This is a genomic window from Maridesulfovibrio sp. (assembly GCF_963676065.1).
In the GTDB taxonomy this organism is placed as follows: Bacteria; Desulfobacterota; Desulfovibrionia; order Desulfovibrionales; family Desulfovibrionaceae; genus Maridesulfovibrio.
In genome coordinates this window covers 3,454,933-3,478,428 of record NZ_OY780933.1, presented here as the reverse complement: position 1 = coordinate 3,478,428, position 23,496 = coordinate 3,454,933, and the positions used below count along the sequence as shown (strand labels likewise).

At 40.9% G+C, this 23,496-nt stretch carries 17 protein-coding genes; 10 read left to right on the top strand and 7 right to left on the bottom strand.

Annotated features, from left to right (window positions below; all coding sequences use genetic code 11):
* Positions 1 to 253: 253 nt before the first annotated feature.
* Together ACKU35_RS15560 and ACKU35_RS15555 are read left to right on the top strand one after the other, a co-directional pair.
* Positions 254 to 2,866, top strand: coding sequence for a DUF927 domain-containing protein (locus ACKU35_RS15560; RefSeq protein ID WP_319760599.1), 2,613 nt, complete (start codon positions 254 to 256; stop codon positions 2,864 to 2,866).
* A 9-nt stretch (positions 2,867 to 2,875) separates the two neighbouring features.
* Positions 2,876 to 3,631, top strand: coding sequence for a Fic family protein (locus tag ACKU35_RS15555; protein WP_319760597.1), 756 nt, complete (start codon positions 2,876 to 2,878; stop codon positions 3,629 to 3,631).
* Between the two features lie 66 nt (positions 3,632 to 3,697).
* Here ACKU35_RS15555 and ACKU35_RS15550 read toward each other — a convergent pair whose 3' ends face one another.
* The 3 genes from ACKU35_RS15550 to ACKU35_RS15540 form a co-directional block, all read right to left on the bottom strand.
* Positions 3,698 to 4,963 carry a tyrosine-type recombinase/integrase gene (locus tag ACKU35_RS15550; protein WP_319760595.1) on the bottom strand — a complete coding sequence of 422 codons (1,266 nt, stop codon included), beginning with the start codon at positions 4,961 to 4,963 and terminating at the stop codon, positions 3,698 to 3,700.
* 428 nt (positions 4,964 to 5,391) lie between these two features.
* Positions 5,392 to 5,694 carry a hypothetical protein gene (locus ACKU35_RS15545; RefSeq protein ID WP_319760593.1) on the bottom strand — a complete coding sequence of 101 codons (303 nt, stop codon included), beginning with the start codon at positions 5,692 to 5,694 and terminating at the stop codon, positions 5,392 to 5,394.
* A gap of 79 nt (positions 5,695 to 5,773) precedes the next feature.
* Positions 5,774 to 9,865, bottom strand: coding sequence for an Eco57I restriction-modification methylase domain-containing protein (locus ACKU35_RS15540; RefSeq protein WP_319760591.1), 4,092 nt, complete (start codon positions 9,863 to 9,865; stop codon positions 5,774 to 5,776).
* A gap of 277 nt (positions 9,866 to 10,142) precedes the next feature.
* Here ACKU35_RS15540 and ACKU35_RS15535 point away from each other — a divergent pair, with 277 nt between their 5' ends.
* Entirely contained in the window at positions 10,143 to 10,541 is a 399-nt protein-coding gene (locus ACKU35_RS15535; RefSeq protein WP_319760589.1) for a DUF6573 family protein, read from the top strand.
* Positions 10,542 to 10,790: 249 nt separating this feature from the next.
* Here the strand turns inward: ACKU35_RS15535 and ACKU35_RS15530 are convergent, their stop codons facing one another.
* The 4 genes from ACKU35_RS15530 to ACKU35_RS15515 form a co-directional block, all read right to left on the bottom strand.
* Positions 10,791 to 11,432: a peroxiredoxin gene (locus ACKU35_RS15530; protein WP_319760587.1), complete on the bottom strand. Its 642-nt coding sequence runs from the start codon at positions 11,430 to 11,432 to the stop codon at positions 10,791 to 10,793.
* Between the two features lie 584 nt (positions 11,433 to 12,016).
* A complete protein-coding gene (locus ACKU35_RS15525; RefSeq protein ID WP_319760586.1) occupies positions 12,017 to 12,367 on the bottom strand; it encodes a DsrE family protein in 351 nt (116 codons plus the stop codon).
* Between the two features lie 392 nt (positions 12,368 to 12,759).
* The gene (locus ACKU35_RS15520) at positions 12,760 to 14,034 is read right to left on the bottom strand and encodes a diguanylate cyclase (RefSeq protein WP_319760584.1); all 1,275 of its coding nucleotides are present in this window, start codon (positions 14,032 to 14,034) and stop codon (positions 12,760 to 12,762) included.
* A gap of 133 nt (positions 14,035 to 14,167) precedes the next feature.
* Entirely contained in the window at positions 14,168 to 14,923 is a 756-nt protein-coding gene (locus ACKU35_RS15515; protein ID WP_319760582.1) for an endonuclease, read from the bottom strand.
* A gap of 218 nt (positions 14,924 to 15,141) precedes the next feature.
* Here ACKU35_RS15515 and ACKU35_RS15510 point away from each other — a divergent pair, with 218 nt between their 5' ends.
* The 7 genes from ACKU35_RS15510 to ACKU35_RS15480 all read left to right on the top strand — a co-directional run bounded on the left by ACKU35_RS15510 (position 15,142) and on the right by ACKU35_RS15480 (position 22,706).
* On the top strand, positions 15,142 to 15,855 hold the full coding sequence (locus ACKU35_RS15510) for a hypothetical protein (protein ID WP_319760580.1): 714 nt from the start codon (positions 15,142 to 15,144) through the stop codon (positions 15,853 to 15,855).
* Positions 15,856 to 16,315: 460 nt separating this feature from the next.
* Positions 16,316 to 16,603, top strand: a complete 288-nt coding sequence (locus ACKU35_RS15505) for a flagellin (RefSeq protein ID WP_319765418.1) — start codon at positions 16,316 to 16,318, stop codon at positions 16,601 to 16,603.
* Positions 16,604 to 16,931: 328 nt separating this feature from the next.
* Positions 16,932 to 17,105: a hypothetical protein gene (locus ACKU35_RS15500; protein ID WP_319760578.1), complete on the top strand. Its 174-nt coding sequence runs from the start codon at positions 16,932 to 16,934 to the stop codon at positions 17,103 to 17,105.
* A 586-nt stretch (positions 17,106 to 17,691) separates the two neighbouring features.
* A complete protein-coding gene (locus ACKU35_RS15495; RefSeq protein ID WP_319760576.1) occupies positions 17,692 to 19,401 on the top strand; it encodes a sigma 54-interacting transcriptional regulator in 1,710 nt (569 codons plus the stop codon).
* A 178-nt stretch (positions 19,402 to 19,579) separates the two neighbouring features.
* Positions 19,580 to 20,914: a hypothetical protein gene (locus ACKU35_RS15490; protein ID WP_319760574.1), complete on the top strand. Its 1,335-nt coding sequence runs from the start codon at positions 19,580 to 19,582 to the stop codon at positions 20,912 to 20,914.
* 67 nt (positions 20,915 to 20,981) lie between these two features.
* Positions 20,982 to 21,890: a hypothetical protein gene (locus tag ACKU35_RS15485; RefSeq protein WP_319760572.1), complete on the top strand. Its 909-nt coding sequence runs from the start codon at positions 20,982 to 20,984 to the stop codon at positions 21,888 to 21,890.
* A 360-nt stretch (positions 21,891 to 22,250) separates the two neighbouring features.
* On the top strand, positions 22,251 to 22,706 hold the full coding sequence (locus ACKU35_RS15480) for a hypothetical protein (RefSeq protein WP_319760570.1): 456 nt from the start codon (positions 22,251 to 22,253) through the stop codon (positions 22,704 to 22,706).
* Positions 22,707 to 23,496 lie beyond the last annotated feature (790 nt).

The window sequence follows — 23,496 nt, the reverse complement described above, 5'->3', positions numbered from 1 at the left end:
CATGCAATATTATTATTTATTAAAATTTATCATGTTTAATTAATGCTTAAGTCTTGTGTATTGTCCTGTATTTACTCGATTAAATAGGTTTTGCTCTAAATTGTATTTTGTATTTATTAATTAGTATTTTGTATGAGTTGATATTGTATTCTGTATGAATAAATATTATGTATTTAGTATGAAGAGATAATGTGGCTCTAAAATAGTGGGCGTTGATATTTTTGCACAGAAGTAATAACTGCGGGGTTCTGTCGTGGCAGATGGCGATTGTAAAGGTTTTATACGGTGTGTGGCACAAATTGGTATGGCACTCGAGGAGGATTTTCATCCAGTAGACACAAAGTTTGAACCGGAATATGTCTATATAAGGGATTTTTTTGTATATGCTGCAGGGAATTCAAGTGCTTTAATGAATGGTAATTTAGTCTTTAGTATTCCCAATGTCTTAAATAGAAATGCTTCTGAGATCCTTAGCTTTATACGCTATCTCATTGATGAATATATTTTGATGAATGATGATGTATGTGTATCAAGTGACAATAAAGGATATGTGTATATTGGTGTTTTGATGAGTTCTTTTGTGTCTTTTCCTTGGATTTCTGGAGGGGATGCTGTTTACAGAGTGTTAGCTGATTATATCATTAAAAATAAGCCAGTGTATATTTTAAGGGAAACACATGTCGAATACTGTAACCGAATTTCTGTAGCAGATTTTAATACCTGTACCAACAATGAGTTTTGTTTTGGTGTAATTGAGAGTGATCATGAATTTATTAGGAAGTTAGCTCTAGGCTACGATAGCGAAAATTTTTATAATTGTTGTGGATGTGGACAATCTTTTGGGCCGGTAATTAAAAAACAATTATCTTTTTTATCGCATTTTTTTTCCAGAGCCTCGGCTAAGGCTGGGATTAAGAATCAAGCTCGTCCCAATTTCAAGTATTTGCGTAAGTGTCGAATTTTGACGGATATTGTTGGGACTACTTCTTGGAGAGATGAGCATGAAATGAATTTTCTTGCTTCTGTTGTTGATACGTTTGGAATACATTCATTTAGATGGCTATGCGTACTTTTGGGGGTGGAGAATGGGAATATGAGGGCTTCAGATGAAGCTTTTAAAGGACTTGACACCCGTTCCATCTCTGTCTGCAAATGTAGTGAACTTCAGCAAATATTTGGGACAAAGTGCCCGGAGAATTGTGGTGTTACTACCCCATTAGCACTCCCTTATTCCTGTTCTGGATTTGAGTATGAAACGATTTCATTTCAAGTCTCTTCTGATGGTGTCTATGCGTGTTTACCAGAAAGTATGGGAGGTGGGCGTAAGCGTTTGTCAGCTGAAGCTTATGTTGAAAAGAAAATGTATGATCCTGTCCGGCAGCAGTGGGCTTATCAAATTTGGTTCAAAGATTCGTCTTCAGCTGAGCACCGGGTAAATGTACTTTGTGAGGACATAGGGAAGGCTGATTTTTGTAAATCGTTGAGGCTGCGGGGGCTAAAGATATCTCCCCATAACGATTGCGAGAATTTGTTTAAATCTTACATTCTAGAGGAAAAGAATCGTTTGGGGAGTACCTTGCCTACGAATCTTCTTGTGGATCGTGCTGGCTGGTATGATTCTTTGTATGTTTTTCCAAAAGAGATTCATCGTACTTATGCTGGTATAGATCAAGATCCGAATTTTAATTTTCAATATGGGTTTATTCCATCTAAAAGAGTTACAAATCCTTATGCCTACAAAGATGGAGTCGATCAAGCTGGGCTGCTTACAGGACAATATATAAGTGCTGTACTTTTTGTGTATGGGACTGCATTGGCTGGTATTTATTTGAGACTTTATGATTTGCCTAGCTGTGCTTTTCATTTTTGGGGAGGTACGCACTCTCAGAGGAGAACTATTTCGCACCTAGCAAGTAGTCTATGGGGGACTCAGGCATTTGTTAGAAATTTTCAAAATACTCAGGACCATCTTGAAGATATTTTACGGTTACATAATGATAGCTTGCTGTGTTTCGGTGAGATTGATGCTAAATACGCTAGGAAGTATATGCTCCTTTTGAAGAGGATCTTTGCTGCAGGAGAGGCCTCTCATGATTACCAATCTTTTAGACATGTCTCTATTTCAACTGGAGAAAGGCAGCTAAAGGCAACTGATGATCTAGATAAATACAAACAGCGTATCATTAATATTGAACTAGATGAATGTTTCCCTGAAATTACAGAAGATGTTTGCTTTGGTACTTATGGAGTAATAAGTAGCTTGTTTATTAAAGAAGTTGAGTCTGAACTAGTGTTACAAAAAAGATGTTTAGTTTCACCTAAAACAAACATGGGGCCTGAGTCTTATTTTGAATCTATTCGGCCCATCCCAGAAGAAGATGAACATAAAAATATTGCTAATCTATTTTCAGTTATTGTGAGCATAGGTGAGTTGCTGGCTGTTAAGGGGATGGTAAACATTGCATGTGATGCTTTTGATTTTAAAAGTATGTTCTCAAAATATTACGGAGATTGGTTTCAGAAAAGGACTAGAGTAGAGAAAAAAGCTTTGTCGGAAATGGTAGGGATGTTTTCGGTACCTGGGAAGTTGCAAATAGAAAGTATTGATACCCCTGCACCTCTGCGTGAACTCGATGGGTATAGATTCTGTGACAAGAGAAGAGAACTTTGCTTGATACTTACTCCTAAATTTGAGTTGCTTTTCTGCAGGACTATTCCTAAAAAAGAATTTGCTGAACTACTTAAAGGTGAAGGAATTCTCGTTCCTGACAAGAAGGGGGGGCTTACTACTGCTAAATGGCTCCCAGGGCAGAGGAAGTCTGTTCGTGGATATGTTTTAGATCTTGAGATGTTGGGTGTAAAATAGGTTCTAAACATGAATACAATAATGATCGATACTCTCAAATCCCGCCTCGACGCACACAGGCCGCTTCCGCCCGAAGTGGTCAAGAACCTGCGTGAAGATCTGGCCCTGCGCTGGACCTACAACTCCAACGCCATTGAGGGAAACACGCTTACCCTTCAGGAAACCAAGGTCGTGCTTGAAGGCGTGACCGTTGGCGGTAAATCCATTGCCGAGCATCTTGAGGCGACCAACCATGCCCAAGCTATCAACCTTGTTTATGCTTTGGTGGAGCAGGGTGATCCGTTGGATGTTCGTACCATCAAGGAAATCCATAGTCTTATACTGAAGGGTATTGATGATCGGAATGCCGGGGTGTTTCGCACAGTGAACGTGACTATCTCTGGTGCCGAGCATGTCCCGCCGGACTTTCTGAATCTGACGGATGAAATGGACCGATTCATGGCGTGGTACAGCGGGGACGGAGCTGAACTGCACGTTGTTGAGCGTGCTGCCCGTGTCCATGTTGATTTCGTGAAGATCCATCCTTTTGCTGATGGTAATGGCCGTACTTCCCGGCTGCTGATGAACCTTGAGTTGATGAAAGGTGGGTTTCCGCCGGTTGTATTTCAGAATTCTGAGCGGTTGTCCTATTACGAAGCCTTGGAAGATGCTTGTGTGAAGCTCGACTATGGTCCGTTCTTGGAAATGACCGAGAGACTCGTGCTGGACAGCTTTAAGCCGTACTGGTTTGCATTGGGTTTTGATGAAGAGGGTTGCAGCCGTTAGCTTGAGCCTTGCTTCTGATGATACTTCAGATGCCGCACTGTCTTCGGACAATGCGGCATTTTATTTTTAGGTGTCGGTGACGCCGATACGGGCAATGGCTTCGTCGGCGATGCTTTGGCTGGATTTTGCGTATCTGGAGACCATGGTCAGGTCGCGGTGGCCCAGCAAGTCTCGGAGCACGGTTAGGGGAGTGCCTGCGTCAGCCAGTCTGGTTGCGAAGCTGTGGCGCAGACTGTGGAAGTCCAGCTTCATGCGTCTGTCGTCGATCCCTTTATTGAAGCCTAGTTCTTTCACTGCTCGTGGGAAGGTCGCGCTGATCTTGTTGACCGTGCTGCCGTTCCTGTTGGGCCAGACTAGCATGTCAGGTGAGGGGGAGTTTTGGCGTTTTTTCTGCTCTTCAAGTTCAACTTTCAGTTTTGGGTGGATCGGAATCAAAATCTTGCGATCTAAGCCGCCTTTTCCGTCAAGACAGTTGATATGGCCGCTGATGAGGTCAATGTGCATCCACCTCAGGTTTGCAGCTTCAGCGAACCTTAAACCGGCGTAGAGGCTAGTCATAGCTAGTCCATATGTAATGAATGATTTCTCCTTAAGCATATCCATAAGCAGCTTCTCATCGCGCCCAGGTTTGCCTTCCTTGGAATCAAGTGTGTCGATGGTGCGGATCTTTTCGTTATGTGTACCCAGGTTTTTCAGTTTAACACCGGAGACTGGATTCAGTCCTTCCCATTCGAATGGTTTACCATCGATACCCAGACTTCCTTCCTGAGCACGGTTATAGACCTGCCTGATAACGACAATGCAGTGCTTCACTGTGGCAGGGGCGAGCTTCTTGAGCAGCTTCGCTTTGATCTCTTCAAGCTGGAAAGTGGATATGTCCTTGAATCGTTTGTCGTGGAGATGCTTTTCAAGGTGGACACGATAACGGTATTCGTCGTTGCCCCAGTGCTTCTTGTTGGTCTTTGCCCATTCCATGTATGCATCGAAGACAGTACCGAAGGTTATGGCCTCAAGACGCTCCAGAGCTGCTTTTTCCTGATCGGCCCTTTGGGTTGCTTCATTGGTTTCTTTTTCGGCAGCGAGTTCATCTTTTCTGGAGTAGGGGCCTTCACCTGTTTTGAGGTTGTGAAGGTATTCAGCTCTTTTCAAGTAGGCTGTCTCTTCTGACCATCCTTCTGTCTCCCAGCCCAGCACGCTTTCGTATCGCTTTCCGCCTTGGGCGTACCGAATTGCAAAGCAGCGATCGAATTTTATGCCATGCTTACGGGTGCCATGTTTGTACCAGCGAACCCCTTTAAATTTGGTTGAGGCTTCCCATTGTGTTTTAGCCATTGCACATACCCCTTAGAGGAAATTTCCCACCACTTTCCCACCACTTTTGTGATGATTGGCAGTGAAAACGTGTGATCTTGTGTTAGCTAATGATGAGTGCTAAGATGAATAAAGTCAATGAATAAAAGGTGGTTAGTGCGCTTCTGTGCGGACGTGTGAAGGTGGTGTTCTAGAGTTCCTAATCCTGGTGCCGCAGGTTCGATTCCTGCCGGGGTCACCATCTAGTACAAAGCTAGTATAATATTATAGGGTTAACTCATTTTCAGAGTTAACCCTTTTCTGCGTTTATTTGCGGGTTTTTTGGTGTGCTGCCAACCTTTGGTGCCAACCGGGGTAGGTGGGTGGTGTTGTGATTGTTATTATAATATGCTGCAGCTATCCCGGTTGTCTCATGTTTTTGGCATGATTCTTAGGTTCGCTTATTCTTCTCAATCATCACCAAGAAGAATATCATCACTGTCTTTAAACCCGTAATTAATGAATATGAAACCAGATTCCTTAGATGTTGTATAGTTACTTCCTAGAGAAATTTCTGATGATATAAGTTCTATGATCTCGGGCTTCTCACGTCCTGCGACCTGCTCTTCAATGAGAATTGCAGATTGTCCTATAATGCCATCCCAACTCCAAAGTTCGAGCAAAACATCTAGTCCGCCAATATTTTCGAATTGTGAATGTAATACATTGGTATCAGGTTCTACGGGGCGATTGGCGAAAAGTTCTATACCCATATGGTCAACTCCTAGTTTGCAGTTCTATTACAACTTATGCCTATCCGGTATTTCTTCCAGAATATGGAATTTGAACTTTTTAAATAGCAATTTCAGCATCAGGATTACCAGCAGCCAAAGCATTCATATATGCAAGGCACAGTTTCCTTGATCTGTATACTCCGCCATAAAGTTTCTCTTCCTCACGCTGAATAATGGGGAATGTGGAATAAATATAGCGAATGTCTTCTCGATCTGTGATTCCATAAAGATGGAAAAAAACAGCATCAAGCTTTGCTTTCAAAACAAGTCGTTTTTCTTTGTCCCAGATGAACGGAGGTTGTACATTCCCTTCTTTATCAACATGTCCCATATCGATAGCAAATGGGGCCATGTCTTTGGCTGTGTAGGTTAGTTCTAGGACTGCTTCTTTAATTATCTCAGAAGCTGTTTTAGGGCCAAATTTAACACTAGCGTATTTAGATCGTTTAATAACTGGCAATTGTTCAACAATAAACAAATTTAAAGTTTGCCCTTGTACTTTTTGTCTCGCTACATAATCAAATGGAATTGAATTGAAATTTGCACATAATAGCCACTCCTCACACTCTTTTTGGAGTGTACAAAGAAGTGGTACTTTATTGCCAAAACCAACTTCAGGGAAAATGGCCGAAATCATTGTTCGAACATTCGTTGAGGCTGTTATCTCTTTAAATCCAAGTACCCATCCTTGGCTTTCTGTCCATCCACATTCATTTTCTTGAACCCAATATTGCGGGTCTGGCAACCATCCAGTATCAGAGTGTTGCTCATCTGTAGCTGGGTTTGGTTGGGCTGGGCGATGTTGGTTCTCTGGGTTAATTACAATATTTGCAGCGCGGTGGTCATATGCTTGAACCATTTTCCCTTCATATAGGGGAACCCAATCTCCTTCTGCACTACCGAATCTATTTCCGCCCAGAGGGTAAGCCCCTTCTTTTTCTTCAAGCTCTACTATTGTCCTAAATAGACCGGAATCATTAGTCATGTGGAACATCGTCATATACTTAACAGGCCATGCTTTCTTCTCTGTTCCTTCTGAACGATCAACTAGCACTTGAGAATTTGCATATATTTTTTTTGTCAGATCAGCGTCACGCCTTGATCGAAAAATAGGTGCTGTTCCTGTGTTTGGATTTACTCGTGCAAAGTCTTCTGCGCTCAAGGTAAAGCATACTTCAGGGTCGTTTATCTCCTCGGTAGCCTGAAGAAAGAAAGCACACCGCGCAGGATTAGGAGTTTCTTCTGGACTTGCTACAAATGCACAAAATTTAAATCTACTATCAACGTCTTCAAAAAAAGGTTTTAGATTATACCTAGTCCTACGATTCTCGAAGTCGTATAGTGTCTTTAACCGTCCTTCGGTTGCAACACCTTTAAAAAAATCTGATGCTGTCTTATCTGAAGCAAGTCCAGAAGGAACAAGAAGCCCAATAAAACCGTCCTTCTTTACTATGCCCATAGCTCGTTCGACAAAGAGCGAATATAAATTGATATCCCCTTTAGCGAGCAAAGGGTAATCTCCACATTTACGAGCCATCTTGATAGCACTTAAAGCATGTTCTGAAGCCTTGATATATTCAGTGGCTAGAGGGTCATTGTTGTCTATGAGTTCTTTTATCAGTCTTTTGCGATCAGCTGCTTTAGGGACCATTGCTATTTCAGGTTTTCGATCCGCAAACCACTCTACCTGTTGTAATTTCATTTTATCCCATGGTGGGTTTCCAATGATAGCATCAAACCCACCTTCAAGCTCATCTGACTCCCAATTTTCCCATACTCCCGGAAAAGCAACTTGCCAGTTAAAGAAATCTTCTTCGTCTATCAACTCTCTACAGCTTTTCAGTATTGCTGAAAACCGTTCTCCAGCTTCACTTTGTGTTCTCGGGCTCTCGCTGCCCATTGCTATTGCCAAAGGGTTACCGAATTGGTCACTAAAGAATACTTTCACCGCTGCTTTGTCATCTCTGTTTTTAATATCTTGCCATTCAAGTGCATGAATGAAGGATAACAACGCATTTAGTTTACCGGTTTCTCTTTCAATCTGTTTGAATATATCAGCGGAGCGATGGGCTTCTGCCACTTCCACATCCGTCAAACCTTCTATTAATTGCATTTTTGAAGCACTTTCCAAAGCTTCTTCTATTGGCCCTTGAAGTAGAAGTGGGCTTTCGTACGCCATAGCTTTTTCGATTCCAGATTTAACCCATGAACCGAAGAGGCTGTTTCCGCATCTTAAATGGTGATCTAAAAAGGATAAAGGAGCACCTACTGTGAATGTGTGCAACCATAGGGCTACTTTGGCAAGTTCTACCGCCATTGAGTTTTTATCAACACCGTAGATACAACGCTTCAGAATCATCCTACGTATAATATGCCTATCGTCCAGCTGCTGATCGTCAATCGTCCAACCTCGTTCATCGGCATTGGCAAGAATCGTTCTACGAATGGATTCAATGCTTTCAACCAGCGGAGAAATATAATCTCCCCATTCTATAGGAACAGTATGTTCTGCCTCTGCCATTGCTTCAATTACCTGATCAGCAAGATAATCTACCAAGCTTACCAGAAAATGACCTGATCCCATTGCTGGGTCACAAATTTTCAGTTTTAATATTGATGTTGCAGGGTCTTGGTTTTTGAGCTGCATCATCTTTCGATCTTCCGAAAGTGGTTTGTCTTCAAGCTCTACTATTTTATCTGTAAAACCTTTTCTGCTTCTTTCAACCAGCGGCTCCAATGTTTCTGATAGAATGAGTTGAACCAAATCATCAGGAGTATAATAACTGCCTGATCCTTTTCTCGCGAATGTACTCGGTTGGATGTTAATTCCACCCTCTTGATAAGTAAGATCAAATTCTAAAAGACGTTCATATATCGAGCCTAATTGCTGAACAGATAAATTTCGATAGTTGATATATTTGCGACCTTCATCGGTCTGCTCGAATGATAATGCATCAATAACACGAGCCATAATTTCATCTGAAATTCGAATCCCATTAACTACTGGAGTTTTTTCTTGATTGAAAAGACCACCGTTATAAGGAGGCAATCCGATAGAAGCATCACCTTGGTCAATAGCGATGAAAAGATCGGTTATCGCAGACCAGTATCTTGCTGCTGAATCTGAAAAGGTGTCGTTCGCATCTTTTCTGGCTCCAATATCCAGACGAACTTTTTCACGTAATCCATAGTCATCATACCTACGATCTTTAACAGGTAGTAAGTCCCGGTCTTCTGCATAAAAAATGAAAAGAAGGCGATACAGTAAGATCAATGATCCTTTTCGTACTTCTTGCAAAGAAGCATCCGGAGATGCATGAGCAATAGCTTTTGCTAGGTCTGGGAAGACTTCTCCAAAAACTTTGTTCGATAAATTCTCTGCAACTCTTTTTTCGTAGAATTTACCTTCTTCAAGAATTTTTTCATGATATGTTCTTGGGTCAGCCCCACTAGCAACAAAAGCTTTGTTGCTGAAGATTAAAACAAAAACCTTGAACCAGTGTTTTCTGTTTTCTTCGTCTAATTCGATTGTATTTTCATTATAGCCAGAAAGGTTAAGGATTGTTGCTAAATCAAGCTCAAAAAAATGTTCTGAAACTGATGCAGCTCCAGAAAAATATAATCTCCATTTAGCTCCGTTTGTCAGGAATCCCCATCTAAGACTTCCATTTGTTAAATCATCAATTCTTCTCAAATAGCGAAGCATTTGTGTAGAAGGAGCGGTTTGCTCGGTGGCACGACTTGATCCTCGATCTAAAGGACGTTTCCAGCGTTTTGATTCAACAACTACAGTTCCAAGCTCGAATCTTCTCCAGCCTTCACTGTGAGCTGTCGCTTCAGCCTTTTTTTCTTCATTTTCAAATAACAATACGTCTGGAACATCTTGTCTTCCTCTTACTGAAAGGTTTTGTTGGGTCAAATATGATGTCCAGCCTAGAATTTCTAGTATGGGCCAGATGAGTTCAGTTTCTGTATCTGCTTCGTTTCGAGCCTGTTCTATATGGAAAGAATCAAATTGGGCAGTAATTCTTGTGCGTAATTCTTCTAATTCTGAATCTGGCAAATTATTCCATTCAGAATCATTTTGTATGGAGTCGGTCAAATAATCGGAAGTAAAAAGACCACCTTGACTAAAAAGTTCTAGACTCAAAACTAACTCCTTTATTTCAATATAAAAATAATATTAGACAATCATGAAACTCAATCACAAATACGGCTAATGTATATATTTTTCAACCTTTCAATCAAATTAACCATTTTTTTCTGGAGTAAAAATCAAACCAATCCTCAGCATCACCATCTGATCCCCAGAATCATCAAAAAAATCGAAAGATAATCAAATCCCCCCAGTGACCAAATCAAACCAACCAGGATAACCTTCAATTTTCATGATTATTTAACAATATGAAATTGAGGGAGATTTACTGATGGTAATTAACTGCGATCCACTGTTCAACGTAATCTTTTCATATACCAGAAAGCAGGCAATTGAAGACGGAAATCTAATTGATGTAACCGAACAGGCCAAGCAGACCGGATTCAAGGTTCCAGTAGCTGTTTCGTTGAACTTGTATGAACGATACATCACTCCACCCACCGGACTTGAAGGCGAAGGGCAGAGCGTAGAAGGACGGCTGCATGACCTATTCACCATGTGCTTGTTGGCGATGCAGGATAAATTAGACCAGAGCAGGATCAGCTTTCAGGTGTTGTTTTTAACCAAGTCACAGCCGAGGCCCCTTGAAGAAGTAGAAGTCATCTGCCAGTGCGGTCCAGATGATGACATGAAACCTTGTATTACCTTGATGCTGCCGGATGATGATTAGAATTAACCAAACTTGACTGGAATAGAAATATTAGGATTCTGTGGAATTTTGGGGATTCAAAATCATACAGGCTGAGAATTGAAGCAGTGGCAGTATTAGATTTACTGGATAGAAGGCTGATGCAGACAATACCGGGCCTGTGAATATGGGTATGGGGTTATCATTTCGGGCTAATTTTTACATCTAAAAATTCAAAGGGTCGATTACTATAAATCGACCCTTTTTTCATACAAGAGTTAGTTCAAATATTTAAATTTTCTTATGGCAGAACCACCAATCATAACAATCAGTTGCTCCAGTGCGTTCTTTGGCTGTTTTTACATTGTTTGCAGGTGGAACAATAACTGACTCACCTATAAGTTCATTATTGGGCCAACCTGCAGGAATTGCGACTCCATTGGCATCAGAGGTCTGCATTCCTTTAACCGCTCTCAGAATCTCATCCATGTTTCTACCTAGTTCTTGTGGATAGTAAAACATAATCCTGAGTTTACCTTTATCATCGGCAATGAAAACGGCTCTTACAGTATTAGTTCCTTTTCCAGGATGGACCATACCAAGTTTGGCGGCAACCTTGCCCATATCATCAGCAATAATGGGGAATTCAATTTCTACGTCCAAGTTCTCTTTAATCCATTCAGCCCATTTTATGTGGGAGAATACCTGATCAATTGACAATCCAATTAATTCACAATTCATAGCTTTGAATTCAGCATAGCGTTTTTGAAAAGCTACAAATTCAGTAGTGCAGACCGGGGTATAGTCTGCAGGGTGAGAAAAAAGCACAAACCACTTTCCTGTCATATCACTAGGTAAATTAAGCGTTCCGTGGGTTGTTACGACTTCCATTTCTGGAAAATTATCACCTAAAAGGGGAATTCCTGATTCCATAATAGACTCCTTCAGTTTAAAATGAGTTGAAGTTCGTTCTATAAAAATCAAAATACTACTAATTTTTATCAATATCTGAAGAATGGAGTCAACGATTATATGGATTTTGTGTTAACTAATGATATTAACGTTTGAGGTTCTGAAAATAGCTATAAGTGAGGACCGGTTAGGGCCTCTGGTAATGTTATCGATTGTGATTAAAATATGACAGCACGAATACAAAATTGTTTTTGAGTTCTTCAGGGGCATCACCTGAAACTGAAAGGTGGGTCTACCAACTTTCTGGATTTCGCTTCTGTCAGTTGTGTTTTTCTGATTTGTCACTGGTGAAAAACATACGCAGAGTTCTGCGCATAAAAAACACTGGTGATGTTTCCAGTAGACCAAAAGAAGATGGCCAGCATACTGGGCAGACGCAGGAGCAGACCTTCTTTATAAGAAGTAAAATGCCGAGGGCCCAGACATTTCAGTAAAAACAGTTACTTCATGTGTAGTAGGATTTTACTGGTCGTTCTTCTATTCGTTTTATTCCAGTTCCGGAATAGGAATACCCTTGAACCGTAATCCAAGGGTACTTCCAGAAATTAAAAATTGAATACTTTTGCTTCTGCTGCCATGTCGATCAGGTGTGGTCCTCCGTCCAGTTGCATATTGGAATGAAAGGTTGCTTCATCTAAATTGCGGTTGTTAGCGCATGGAGTACAAATACCCGTCTTAACTTCATTTTCTATCAGGTATGGAAGATAATCTTGAGGACAATCGCCAGTAGTTGTTTTCTGGGTTAAATCCCTGCCTGTGACTGCCCATTCCACTCCACCGTCAATGAAGAACATATCCACATGATGTCCTTTACCATGAGCGATTTTAGCGAATTGAAAACATCTGGTTGCAGATTCATTGTCATTTTTACTCAGCACAAATAGAAAATTAGCCATGATATCTCCTGTGATATGTATTGGTTATTCTGACCAGCAAAAAGTATTACCAGTTAGCATGGTCATAACATAATATATTTCATACAGGAACAGGTTCGGTTAAGAAGTAATATCTGACCGTAAGACTAGATAAATATGAATTTATTTTAGTTGCCATTCAAATAGACCGATAAAAAGTAAATCCCATTTATTTCCTATAGGGTCGAAAATGAAAAATGGTCTGGGTTGGTCTTCTTTTATGGCTGGGACCTCGGCTGTGAACTGTTTTAAAAAATATGGTTGGCTTATCTGGATTCTGTGGAGTTCATGATAACGGCAGAGTTGTTGAAGAGTTTTGTCTGTTTTTTAATCGTGTCATAAACCCATGTTTTATCAAATAATCTCAATTTTTACTATTTCGCTGCAACAACTTGATTTCGTCCTTGAGCCTTGGCTTTATATAAACACGAATCTGCACGATCAATGAATTTATCCACTTCTTCTGTGCCCCATAGATTCGCAACCCCAGCACTGAAGGTAAAAGCTATATCACCCTTTTTAGTTCGTACAGGCATGCTACGAACTTTTGCAAGCAATCTTGAGACCACGGTCATCGCGTCGTCAACAGTCGTGTCCGGCATGATGAGCAAAAATTCCTCTCCACCATAACGACACGCAAGGTCATATTCCCGTATTTGCTCTTGGAGTGTATGGGCTAAAGCAATTAACACTTCGTCACCTACGCTATGGCCATAGGTGTCATTGACTTTTTTGAAATAGTCGATGTCAAGAATCGCTACACTGAGGGCACTTCCATCACGCCGAGATCTCGATATTTCCTTTTTAAGCATACGCATCGCAGTTAGCCTATTGTAAAGTCCTGTTAGGGCATCGGTTAGGGCCATCTCTGCCAACTTGTTTTCAGCTACTGATAGTTCGTTGACGAAACAACGAGAGATATAGAGAATTGAGAGCAACATTAGGGCAACAACTCCAATGCCCCCCAATATCATGAAAATACGAGCTTGGTAGACTTTCTTTTCTACCTTGTCGGCAAGAATCGATACGACAATTCCTCCTCGAATATCGCCGACCTTGTACCCTTGCTTGACATGACATTTTAAACAGCCCCGGACTGTTTTTAACGGTGCCATGTATCGATAGTAAGTTTTGCCATCCATTTCGGCGATTGTAGAAACGCTTGTCACCCCTTTCTGGAATTTGTTTAACGCCTCGACTTCAAAGTCATCAGGCTTGTTGCTTGGATTCATTAATTTCAGGCTAGTAATCTTGTATTTAAGTTGATCCCCGTGCAAGTTGGTATGCGACAATTCACGAGTGACGAGTGCGGGATTTTTTAAAGTATACTTACGTCCACCGCATTCAATAACAGCATCTACGCCGTCTATATTATTCAGATATTCATTGACATCCTTTGTCGACTCCAAAGGGACATACACGCCACCGTGCTTCGCAATCCATTGTCGGGTGTTAACTATCTCGGTGAAAAAAGCACGCCCTTCATCTTCCAACTGTTGTTTAATTGTAGCAACTGTCATCAAGTTAAACGTGTAAAAGATGGTGGTAATAATTAAACTGAACAATAACGCTATGAATCCCAAATATTTTTTTACAAAGCGCTTGGTTGAATCTATGCCCAGTGTAGATTTAATCCGTTGTTGGTCCATTCTCTTCTCGCGTAGTTGGATGTTTACTAGTTCAATATAGCATACATCGTGTTGGCCTTCATCTCTTTTTTTGTTGTCAGCTCAAATAGTTGGCTAGAATCTGGGATGAGTATGTTTTCATAGCCATACTACCTTACTGACACATCACAAACGGGTTATTGTTGCCCTGAATCTTCTCAATCCGTTCAGCACGAACACACTCCCACTGCGATGTCGGGTACATCTTGTCCCATGCGTCCATCAATTTTCTCTGGGCCTTGCTCATTTTGTATCTGGGGTAGGCCCACTCCATATATTTATAGGTACGAGCAATCCTACCACGGGCTTCAACGGGCGGTTCAGCTTTTCTGTTTTCAATTTTCATCGAACATGAACCGAAATCAGATTCAGCATCCGGCAGCATGGTGAAATTGTAGTTCTGCCTCATGGCATTGACTGCACCGATAGCGGGATACAGGTTGTACATGTCACTCTGCATGTACCGATATTCAGAGTTGACCTTCTCAGCACATTTACGACCCTTGAAGGATTTACCCCGTTTATCAACACATCTGGAATCACCGTCACGCCATTCAGTAAAAGTGCGCCCGAAGTTCTCTGCTGGAACCACATGTTCCCATTCGATCCTGTTGGCTCTTTTAGAATACTTGGATGTACTGAAACCCTGTGGCGGGATAACCTGTTTATCTGCTGTGAATTCAGCACCACAGTAAATGGTTTCTCGGTGGTCAAAGTAAACTTGCCGTTCAAGAGTTCTCTTAGCTTTATTGAAAGAGTCGTTAGAAGTATTGCCACGCTGGGTGTTTGAGGAACCTGCCATACAAATAGAAGGGATCAGAAGCAGGAGCAGAAGTACCGGAATAATGGATAATTTCTTCATAAAATTCATAAATTTTGATTTGTCCTTGAATGGACCTGAAATTGAGATTAACGTGGAGATAATTCCTTACAGAACGTTTCATACTCTCCACAGAGAATCCCTAATGAAAATTGGTTCATTGGGGATTTTCCGTTTGTAATAAATACCATTAGATCAATAAGTTGATTACTTAATGGATTTCAAGGCATTTGTTGAAGTTCTACAGCTTAAAGATTATGAGAAACCGTATGACAAAGATTGATTGGGATAAAGTTAAACATCTTCTGGGAACCAAATCTGATAAGGATATTGCTGAAGAGATTGGTAGTTCTCCTGCAACTGTAGCCCGGAAGAGAGTTGGCTTTGTAATTCCTTCTTATGGCTCTAAGCTCAATATTGATTGGGAAAAATGGATTCCGTTAAAGGGTAAAATATCTGATCCAGATTTAGCTGATCAAATTGGTTGTTCTGTGATTGCTCTTAGAGTCAAACGGCGAGAGCTGGGTATTGAATCTTCCCACTACATCGACTGGGACCGATGGGACAGTTTACTCGGTAGAGAAAAAGATGGTGTACTTGCAGCACGGATTGGCTGCCTTGAAGCTGCTGTACAGAAACGCAGAAAGAAACTCGGTATCCCTGCATGGATCAAGACTGATGAAGGAATTAAGCTGGGTGGCAAACCCCGAAGGATAAACTGGTCCGAATGGGATCACCTGCTTGGTTCAGATACCGATTTTGAAGTAGCGAAAATAATAGGTTGTCAGGCTCCAACTGTAGCCAAGAGGAGAAGTAAGCTGAATGTCCCTCCATACTATAAAAAACACAAACGAATTGAATGGGACAAATATGACTATTTGCTTGGAGTTGAAACTGACACTGATCTTGCCAAACGAATAGGCTGTTCATCTTCAGCGGTATCTAATCGAAGAAAAAAGCTTGGGATTTTGAACAACCGTTGAAATGTTTTTCCTTATATAAGGGGGGATTGTCCTGCCCTATCTTTTATTTCGGTTGGGTCCTCGGCTGTGTACTGGTTTAAATAAATGGTGCCTATTCTGGATTGTTTATTATTCATGATAACGGCAGCGTCCATGAATCAGGGTCACTGTCCAGTTTACGAAATCCAAATTCTCGGCCCGGCCCCACCGTCAGCTTCGCCTCCAGCATCCATCAAAATCCTTCGCACAAAACAGCCCCTTCCTGCGCATTTTAAAATTTTTCTGATGGTTTGGTTCTCCATGAAAATTAAAACTCTGGAAACTTGGAATGTACGTTTTTGGGTAAATTTCACCGTGATAGAAGCTGAAACTGGAACGAAACAGGTTAAAGTTCCAGTAAATCTGTTCTGTGTTTCATCTATTGCATAAAATCTTTGAGGTTAGCTTTTAAATTGTTCAAAACTTTTTCACACTCAATTAAATATGCTTTCTTAGATTTTGTAGATACAGAGTCTGGTCCTTGGTGTACAAGCTTGTTTCTGATAGAAGCAATCTGGGGGCTACACAGAATCGGCTGGAGAACACCATTACGAACCTATCCATTCAGGCAGAGAATCTTCAAGCATCCGAATCCAGAATATCTGATGTTGATGTAGCAACTGAAATGACTGAGTTCGTGAGAAGACAAATTTTAACTCAATCCGCAACAGCTATGCTGGCCCAAGCCAATAGTTTACCGAAGATGGCTATGCAGTTGATAGGTGGCTAAAGTAGACCTATTTTAAAGAACACTTTGTAGATTTTTTCTTTTCCTTTTCCTTTCCCTTACTTGTAAAAATCTAAATGGTCTGGATTGATCTTCATGATCTGTTCGGGACCTCGGCTGTTTACTGGGTTTTAGTATAAAATATAGTTGAGTAATTGACTTTAAAAACAATTTATAGACTATATCTAGGTTGGCAGTTGTAAACTATATCCTAGTATTTGATCATGAAAAACGCTTTTAGTTTGTTTTTTCGGAGATGGTTTGTCTTATAGGCGTGTCGTTTTCGAATGCCAAATAATAGATATATATAATCAAATAAAAGGAGGTAGTTATGGCTGATACCAAGACATGTCACAAATGTGGTGCTGAAAACCTGTTGAAACAGAAGAATTGTTATAATTGTGGAGAGAAGCTTTCGGTTGGCTCCAATATTCTGTATCTGTTCAAAATTGGTGCTATCATTCTGGTCGGTTATGTAGTGGCTAAATTCTTTGGCTTTAGCTAATGGTATGGTGTTCTCCCGAAGCTTAGATGTTTTGGGAGAATCCATTTTTTTATTTCTGATAACGGCAGCTCCATTGAATCAGGGTCACTGTCCTGTTTTTTTCTTCCCCCAGCCCCGGCTCCAGCTCCGGCTCCAGCATCCATCAAAATTATTCGCACAAAATGGTCCCCTCCTGCGCATTTTAAATTTTTTCTGATGGTTTGGTTGTCCATGGAAATCAAAACCTTGGAGAATTTGAATGTACGATTTTTGATGAAATTTCATCGTATTAGAAGCTGCTTCGTGAACGTATTCGTTTGGTGCTCTACAGTATCCGTTTTGTTGCGTTACTGATCAAAATGTAAACCATAAGCGCAGGAGTCTGCGTTTGTGGTATCAATTTCTGCATGAAGAATTAAAGTCCTCTCACGCTGTTTGTTGGTTGAGATGTTCCCTCGCAGAGATAGGGGGGATATGCCAGTGCGGTCCAGATGAACTGCTGATGATCCGAAAACGCAGGATTCTGCGAATATTCTATGATAAGAAATGTTCTTGAATATCTCTCTTTACTGTGGGATAAAATTTAAAAAACAAAAGTGAGTTTAGTATGGCACAAAAAGTTGCTTGGAAGCCTAGGAAGTGGATACTTCCCCCAGGATTGCATCAGACAGCTTCACGGTTTGGTATTCGATGCAGGAACCTTATAGAGAAGGCAAAGGTGGACCCTAAACCTTTGCTTATCAGGGCACCAACAGGCTCTGGTAAAAGTATGTTTGTAGAGTCTTTTATACATATGTACCTTAAATCTTTTCCTAATCGTAAGGTTCATTTTGTTAATTGCGCTGCATTTCCTTCTGATCTTTTGGAGTCTGAACTGTTCGGTTATGTGAAAGGAGCGTTTACTGGGGCCACTGCTGATATGAACGGTTGGTTTGAAGAGGTTGTTGATGGAATTATTGTTCTCGAAGAACTTGGCGAACTTCCTAAACATTTACAGGCTAAGCTTCTGACTGCGATTGAATTTAAGCGTTTCTCAAGAGTTGGCGAAAGAAAAGAACGCGAACTGCGTGCGCAAATAGTTGCAACTACGAATGTCGATAGAGGGTCATTTCGAGATGACTTTTGGTTTAGGTTTGAATCTTTCTACGTACCACCTATTCACGAGAGAAGGATGGATATTCTGTATTATATGGAATTGTTTGATCCTGAACTTTTAGAGATGCTTCCTAAGGGGAGTGTTCTGGCGGCTCTTTGTTATAATTGGCCCGGAAATGTTCGTGAAATAGAAAGAGTTTGTAGTGCTATTCGTGAAGAGATTGCTTTTTATGAAGAAATGAAGACATTTAGAGATGTAATTAATGAGGTTGATGGTGATGATAGTACATTTGTTTTAACTCTACATCCTCTGGATTTTAAGCAACATGATGTCAGTGATTACAGATTCAATAAACCAGAATTCTTGCGGTCTAAAATGGTGCACCAAGGTATTAAGGTTGAAAAAATTGAAAGGGCGTTAGAGTCGTGCGATCTTGGGTTTGATTGTAAGAATGATGTTTTCAAAAGTTGGCTTGGAAACAAGCATTCATACCCAATTGAGATAGAAGAGCTTGATGGATATTTTACCATTGTTGGAAATTCGCAATATCAATTGGCATTCGGAGGGCTTTGTCTTTTTTGCAAGTTGTTTCTTCAGGATATTAACGCAGATGCCGATATTCTCGACCTTGGAAGTCCTTCGCTTTCAAGTAAAGATTGGCGTGATTTGAGGGAGGAGGATAAGATACTCCCTAGTTTTGAAGATAAGCCATTTACCTATAAAAAGAAGATGTATCATAAGAGTGTTGCTAAACTTGATCAGGACCTCTCGAGGCATATATATATTTGTTTTGGAGTTCACGAGTCATCTATGGATTCATTTTCTGAATGGCCTCGATACTTCCAAGAGGCATTTCAAGAATCGTTAAGTTATTACACTGGAATAAGTGGTATTACATCCGATGACGTTGAAAGTTTTAATGTTTTATACAAGCGTAATCCTTCAAATAAGAAGCTTGCCGATTATTTTGGTGGTAAGCCGGATTCAGTGTCGGAGGAAATTGCCATTGAGTCTGTTCGGCTGGATGATCTTAAGCGTCTGTACTACGAGACCGTTTGCCATAAAATAGGAACAACTCATGGCTATAAAAAAAGGCTTTCTGTAATAGCCAACAAATCACAGGCAACCATTACCGAAGATTTTAAAAAGCTTGGTTTGAGCGAAGAATTTAATAATCCGAATTTTTATCCTATGAAAAGACTTTCGGTTCTTAAGTCGTGACTGCTCTATTTTTATAAAAGATCTTTATATTTCAATGTGTAATGCTTGTTTTTGAGTTTGGCACTCCTCGTGAAGTGTGGTGGCTAACGGCGCGACGAGCGGATCATCGGGATTCGCTTGTTTGAGCCGGAAGTTTAATTGTCCTTCGGGACGAACCATACCTTTTAGGAGGTTAAAAATGACAAAAACACAAGAACCGACCACTTCATCAAATGCATATGACTTTAGTGCTACTGCCGGCACCGGCGGCACCGGGGGAGCTGGTGGAACTTCTGAATCTGGTTTTGGACAGCAGCATGTAGGGGGTGCTAGTGCCTCTGGTCTTACCCCTCCTGCGAATGTTCATGCTGAGGACTTCGATCTCAAGAAATATTGTGAAGAAGTTGCTTATGCTGGATTTGTCGGTGCCAGTGGAGGCATGGGCATGAAGGGTGAGGACGGTGAGGAAATTATTGTTCCGACCACCGTTGAAGAAGCACGCAATATGCATCTTAATATTGATACGATGCGTAAAGTCTTCACTGAGAAGATTGGCAGTTTGGACGATACAGATTTTCTTATCAAGGAGACAGAACGTCAGCTTGGCGTCTATGCCACTATAGAAAAGAGTGCCAATTCTCAAGTCGCGATGCAAGCCATGTTCATCGGTTTTATTCTGCTGAGACTTCAATCTCTCCGGTATGGAATGAATAAAAGGGACTGGATGGTTTGGGCCGATAAGAAGCTTCCGTTTCTGAAAAAACGTACTCGTGAAAAGTACATGTCTCTTGCTGCTCTTCCCGGTTCAGATAAGTTTCTTTTTCTTGGCGCGGAACGTCTTGCGGAAATCGGTTCATACTATCTTTCCCTTGATGATGACGCTGCTAAGGAGCTTGGAGCAAATCCAATTGCAACTCTTATGCAGCGAATGGGGTTCCTCGCCGAGGAGTCCTACGAAGAACGTAAACTTGCCATGGACGCAATTGTTGAAGTTCTGAAGCTTGAGAAGCGAGGGGTCGTTCTCGAAAAACTCACTGCCAAAGATATTGAAAATCTTCTGGATATAAGTGGCAAATTCACTGGTGCCAAGCGTTCTTTACTTGTCGCCGTTTATGGTGATCAAGGAGAGAATGGTCTCAAGCAGTTCATCCAGCTTGTAAAAGAAGAAAATGGTAAATGGGATAAAGCTGAAAACCGTTTCTACCCTGAGTCTGTCCAGAACGATAAGCAGGGTGCCAAGCCGAGTGAAAAGAGCGCACCAGTGATGGTTGCAAGTGTTCCTGAACTGACAATTTACCTGAGTCAGTCCATCAAGACTCTTCTTGATGATTCACAGGCTAGTTTTGTTGGAGTCGAAGTTGGCGATCTGGGTCAGCTGAAGTCCGATATTGATGCTCTAATAGATCGAGTCTCTGCCGGGAAATCCGCTGACTCTGATGTCTCTGCCGATACCAAGGCCGATACGGATACTGCATCTACTGATATTTTTGTTACTGAAGAGGATGCTGAGTCCAACAAAACTGCGGCAGCATAAGTTTACGTAGTAAAGAAGAATTGACTCCTCCGGTTGCGACCGGGGGAGTCTGTACAAGGAAATAATCATGATAATATATTTATCCTCTTTACCGTTAAATGTTTTGCAGGCATTTCATAGAAGAATACCGGATGCGACGTTGAATGTGCTCCAGACTTATTTTTATCTAGATAACCCGACTGTATTTGCTGACGAACATCGCAGCAAAATTAAAAGTCTGGTTTTGGACTCTGGGGCATTTAGTCTTCAGTCAAAGTTTAAGGGAAATGCTTTTGTAGAAGAGAGTGACAGACTTTTCCGCAAATATAAAATCTATCTATCTGTCGCCAAAGACAAGTACGATTTTGTCATCAATATGGATGATAGATTTGATCCTGCCGGGTTTGAGCATAACCTCGGACGTCTTGCTGATTTAAAGGCAGCAGGCATCAATGCTGTGCCTGTTATTCACGATCTTAAGGGTAGTGAAATCGACTATTTTATTGATCATGGGTACAAAATCGTAGCTATTGGTCAATGTAAAGGTCAGCAGCGGGATAAGCTTGAAGTTATAGGTCCTGTTGTTGATAAGCTCTGGGCTGCTGGCGTGAAAGTCCATATCCTTGGGGTTACAAAGCTTGATGTTATCGAGCACGTTCCTGCGTTTTCATGCGACTCGGTGTCATGGTCAGATTATAGTTTTCGTGGTCAGGTAATGTTCTGGAATTCTAAGAAGAATGGGATTAGAAAAGCTGACACTTTGTACTTTCAGAAGTTTCAGGGAAAGAATCCTTCATCAAAGGGTATTCCGTATTTTGATTATGAGTACAGGGATGATTTTGAAGCTTATATTTATGAAAAGCTTGGTCTTACTTATCAAGATCTGCTTGGAATGGATAAAGATCTGAATCGTAAGCTCGTCAATATTTTATACTTTCATGAGCAAGAAGAACGTATTACTGAGATTCATCGTGAAAAGCGATGGCTGCTTGAATAGTTCTTCAAGTGTTCAAAAATAGCATAGATAAACATGTTCAGGGATAGGCATTAGTCTGTCCCTTTTTTTTTGAAATATCGAGCTGAAATTGAAACTGAAAGCGCAGGCACCTGCGCTTATGGTTTATCTTTTGGTTTCTTATATTTGAAACTAATCTTTAGAGTTTTGTGGGCAGGCACTAGCCTGTCTATTTTTTTGAAGTTTTGGGCTGAAATTGAAACTGAAAGCGCAGGCTCCTGCGTTTATGGTTTATCTTTTGGCTGCTGTTACTGATGCTTTTTCCGTTCTACAATAAGCCAAAAAAATCCGTGTCTTTGGGGTGAATCGTATAGATATTACCTAAAAAACAAGGAGTTTAGTATGGCTAAAAAGCAGAATGAACCCAAGGCGAAGAAGGTATTTGAATCCAAGTATAATCCCAAAAAACTTCGTGAGCTGATCAAGGCTGGTAAAACAGCAGAACAGATTCAGAAGGAGATCGGGATTGTAAGCAAACAGTCTTTGCGGCAGCACGTATTGCGTTTGATAAATGAAGATCGGACTTTTTACGAAGTTGATGGACTGTACGAAAGGTCCAGCAATATCCTCAAGGCTGGCAAGTATGGCCTGAAGCTCAGTCTGAAGAAGCTTGAAAGTCTTGGAGATTTCCCAGTAGGAACTGAATTTACCGTTGAAGCCGATGGTGACAGCATCATCTTGACTGCTATAACTGACCCTGATTCCGGTGACGGTGCCGAGGTCCCGGCAGATGATGTTGAAGCTGATCCGGGTACTGAAAATGAAAACGAAGCATTTGAAGAATTTGGTGAAGCTTAAAAAATTGGAGTCGCAGTGAAAGTTCATGCTGCGACTCCTTCTCTTTTTGCAATGAGAAATTGTACCCTGAAGCTTAGGGTGCGAGAGTGTCTACCAGCCAAATTTGATGGACCCCATCAAAAAAATTGCATGACGGTTATTTCAAAACTGTCAGCATGAACAATTCAGACTGGGCCAAAGATGGACGCTGGCATATCGTTGATGAACCTCCAGAGCAATAACCCTATGGGGTAGTTCGCCATGCGTCTCAAATTCATCCTTATCGCAATATTTTTTCAGCCATGACCAACCCGGAGCGGTGACAATTCATAGCATTTTTTATTGTGCTGATTATTAACATGAAATTTGTCACTGTTTAAATTTTTCTTGTATTTTATGTGGTTGAGTCAGTTACGTTTTCAGCATGTATAATAAAGAGTATGAATGAATCATAGCAAAATATTTTCCGCAGTCTTCATAAAATTGCTTCTATGAAGAGAGTACATACAATGCCAATGTGAATAATAAATGAAGCTGTTGAAATTCTAGTAGAAATCAGTAGGCGCTTAGCTGTTTCAAATAGTCTGAGTATCATTTAAGATAAATAACTCAATTGGTAACGAAGCTATCAATTCAATCTAGCAGATAACAAAAAAATCTACTTCCCCTGATAATTTGTCTTTCTATAACAAGTTGGAAGAGACTAGTTGCAACGTACTGATATATTGGGAGACATTCTTGATGATGATTATTTTCCCAAAGATTTTAGTAGTGAAATAACGGCATATATGTTCGCCACCCTTGTGTTATT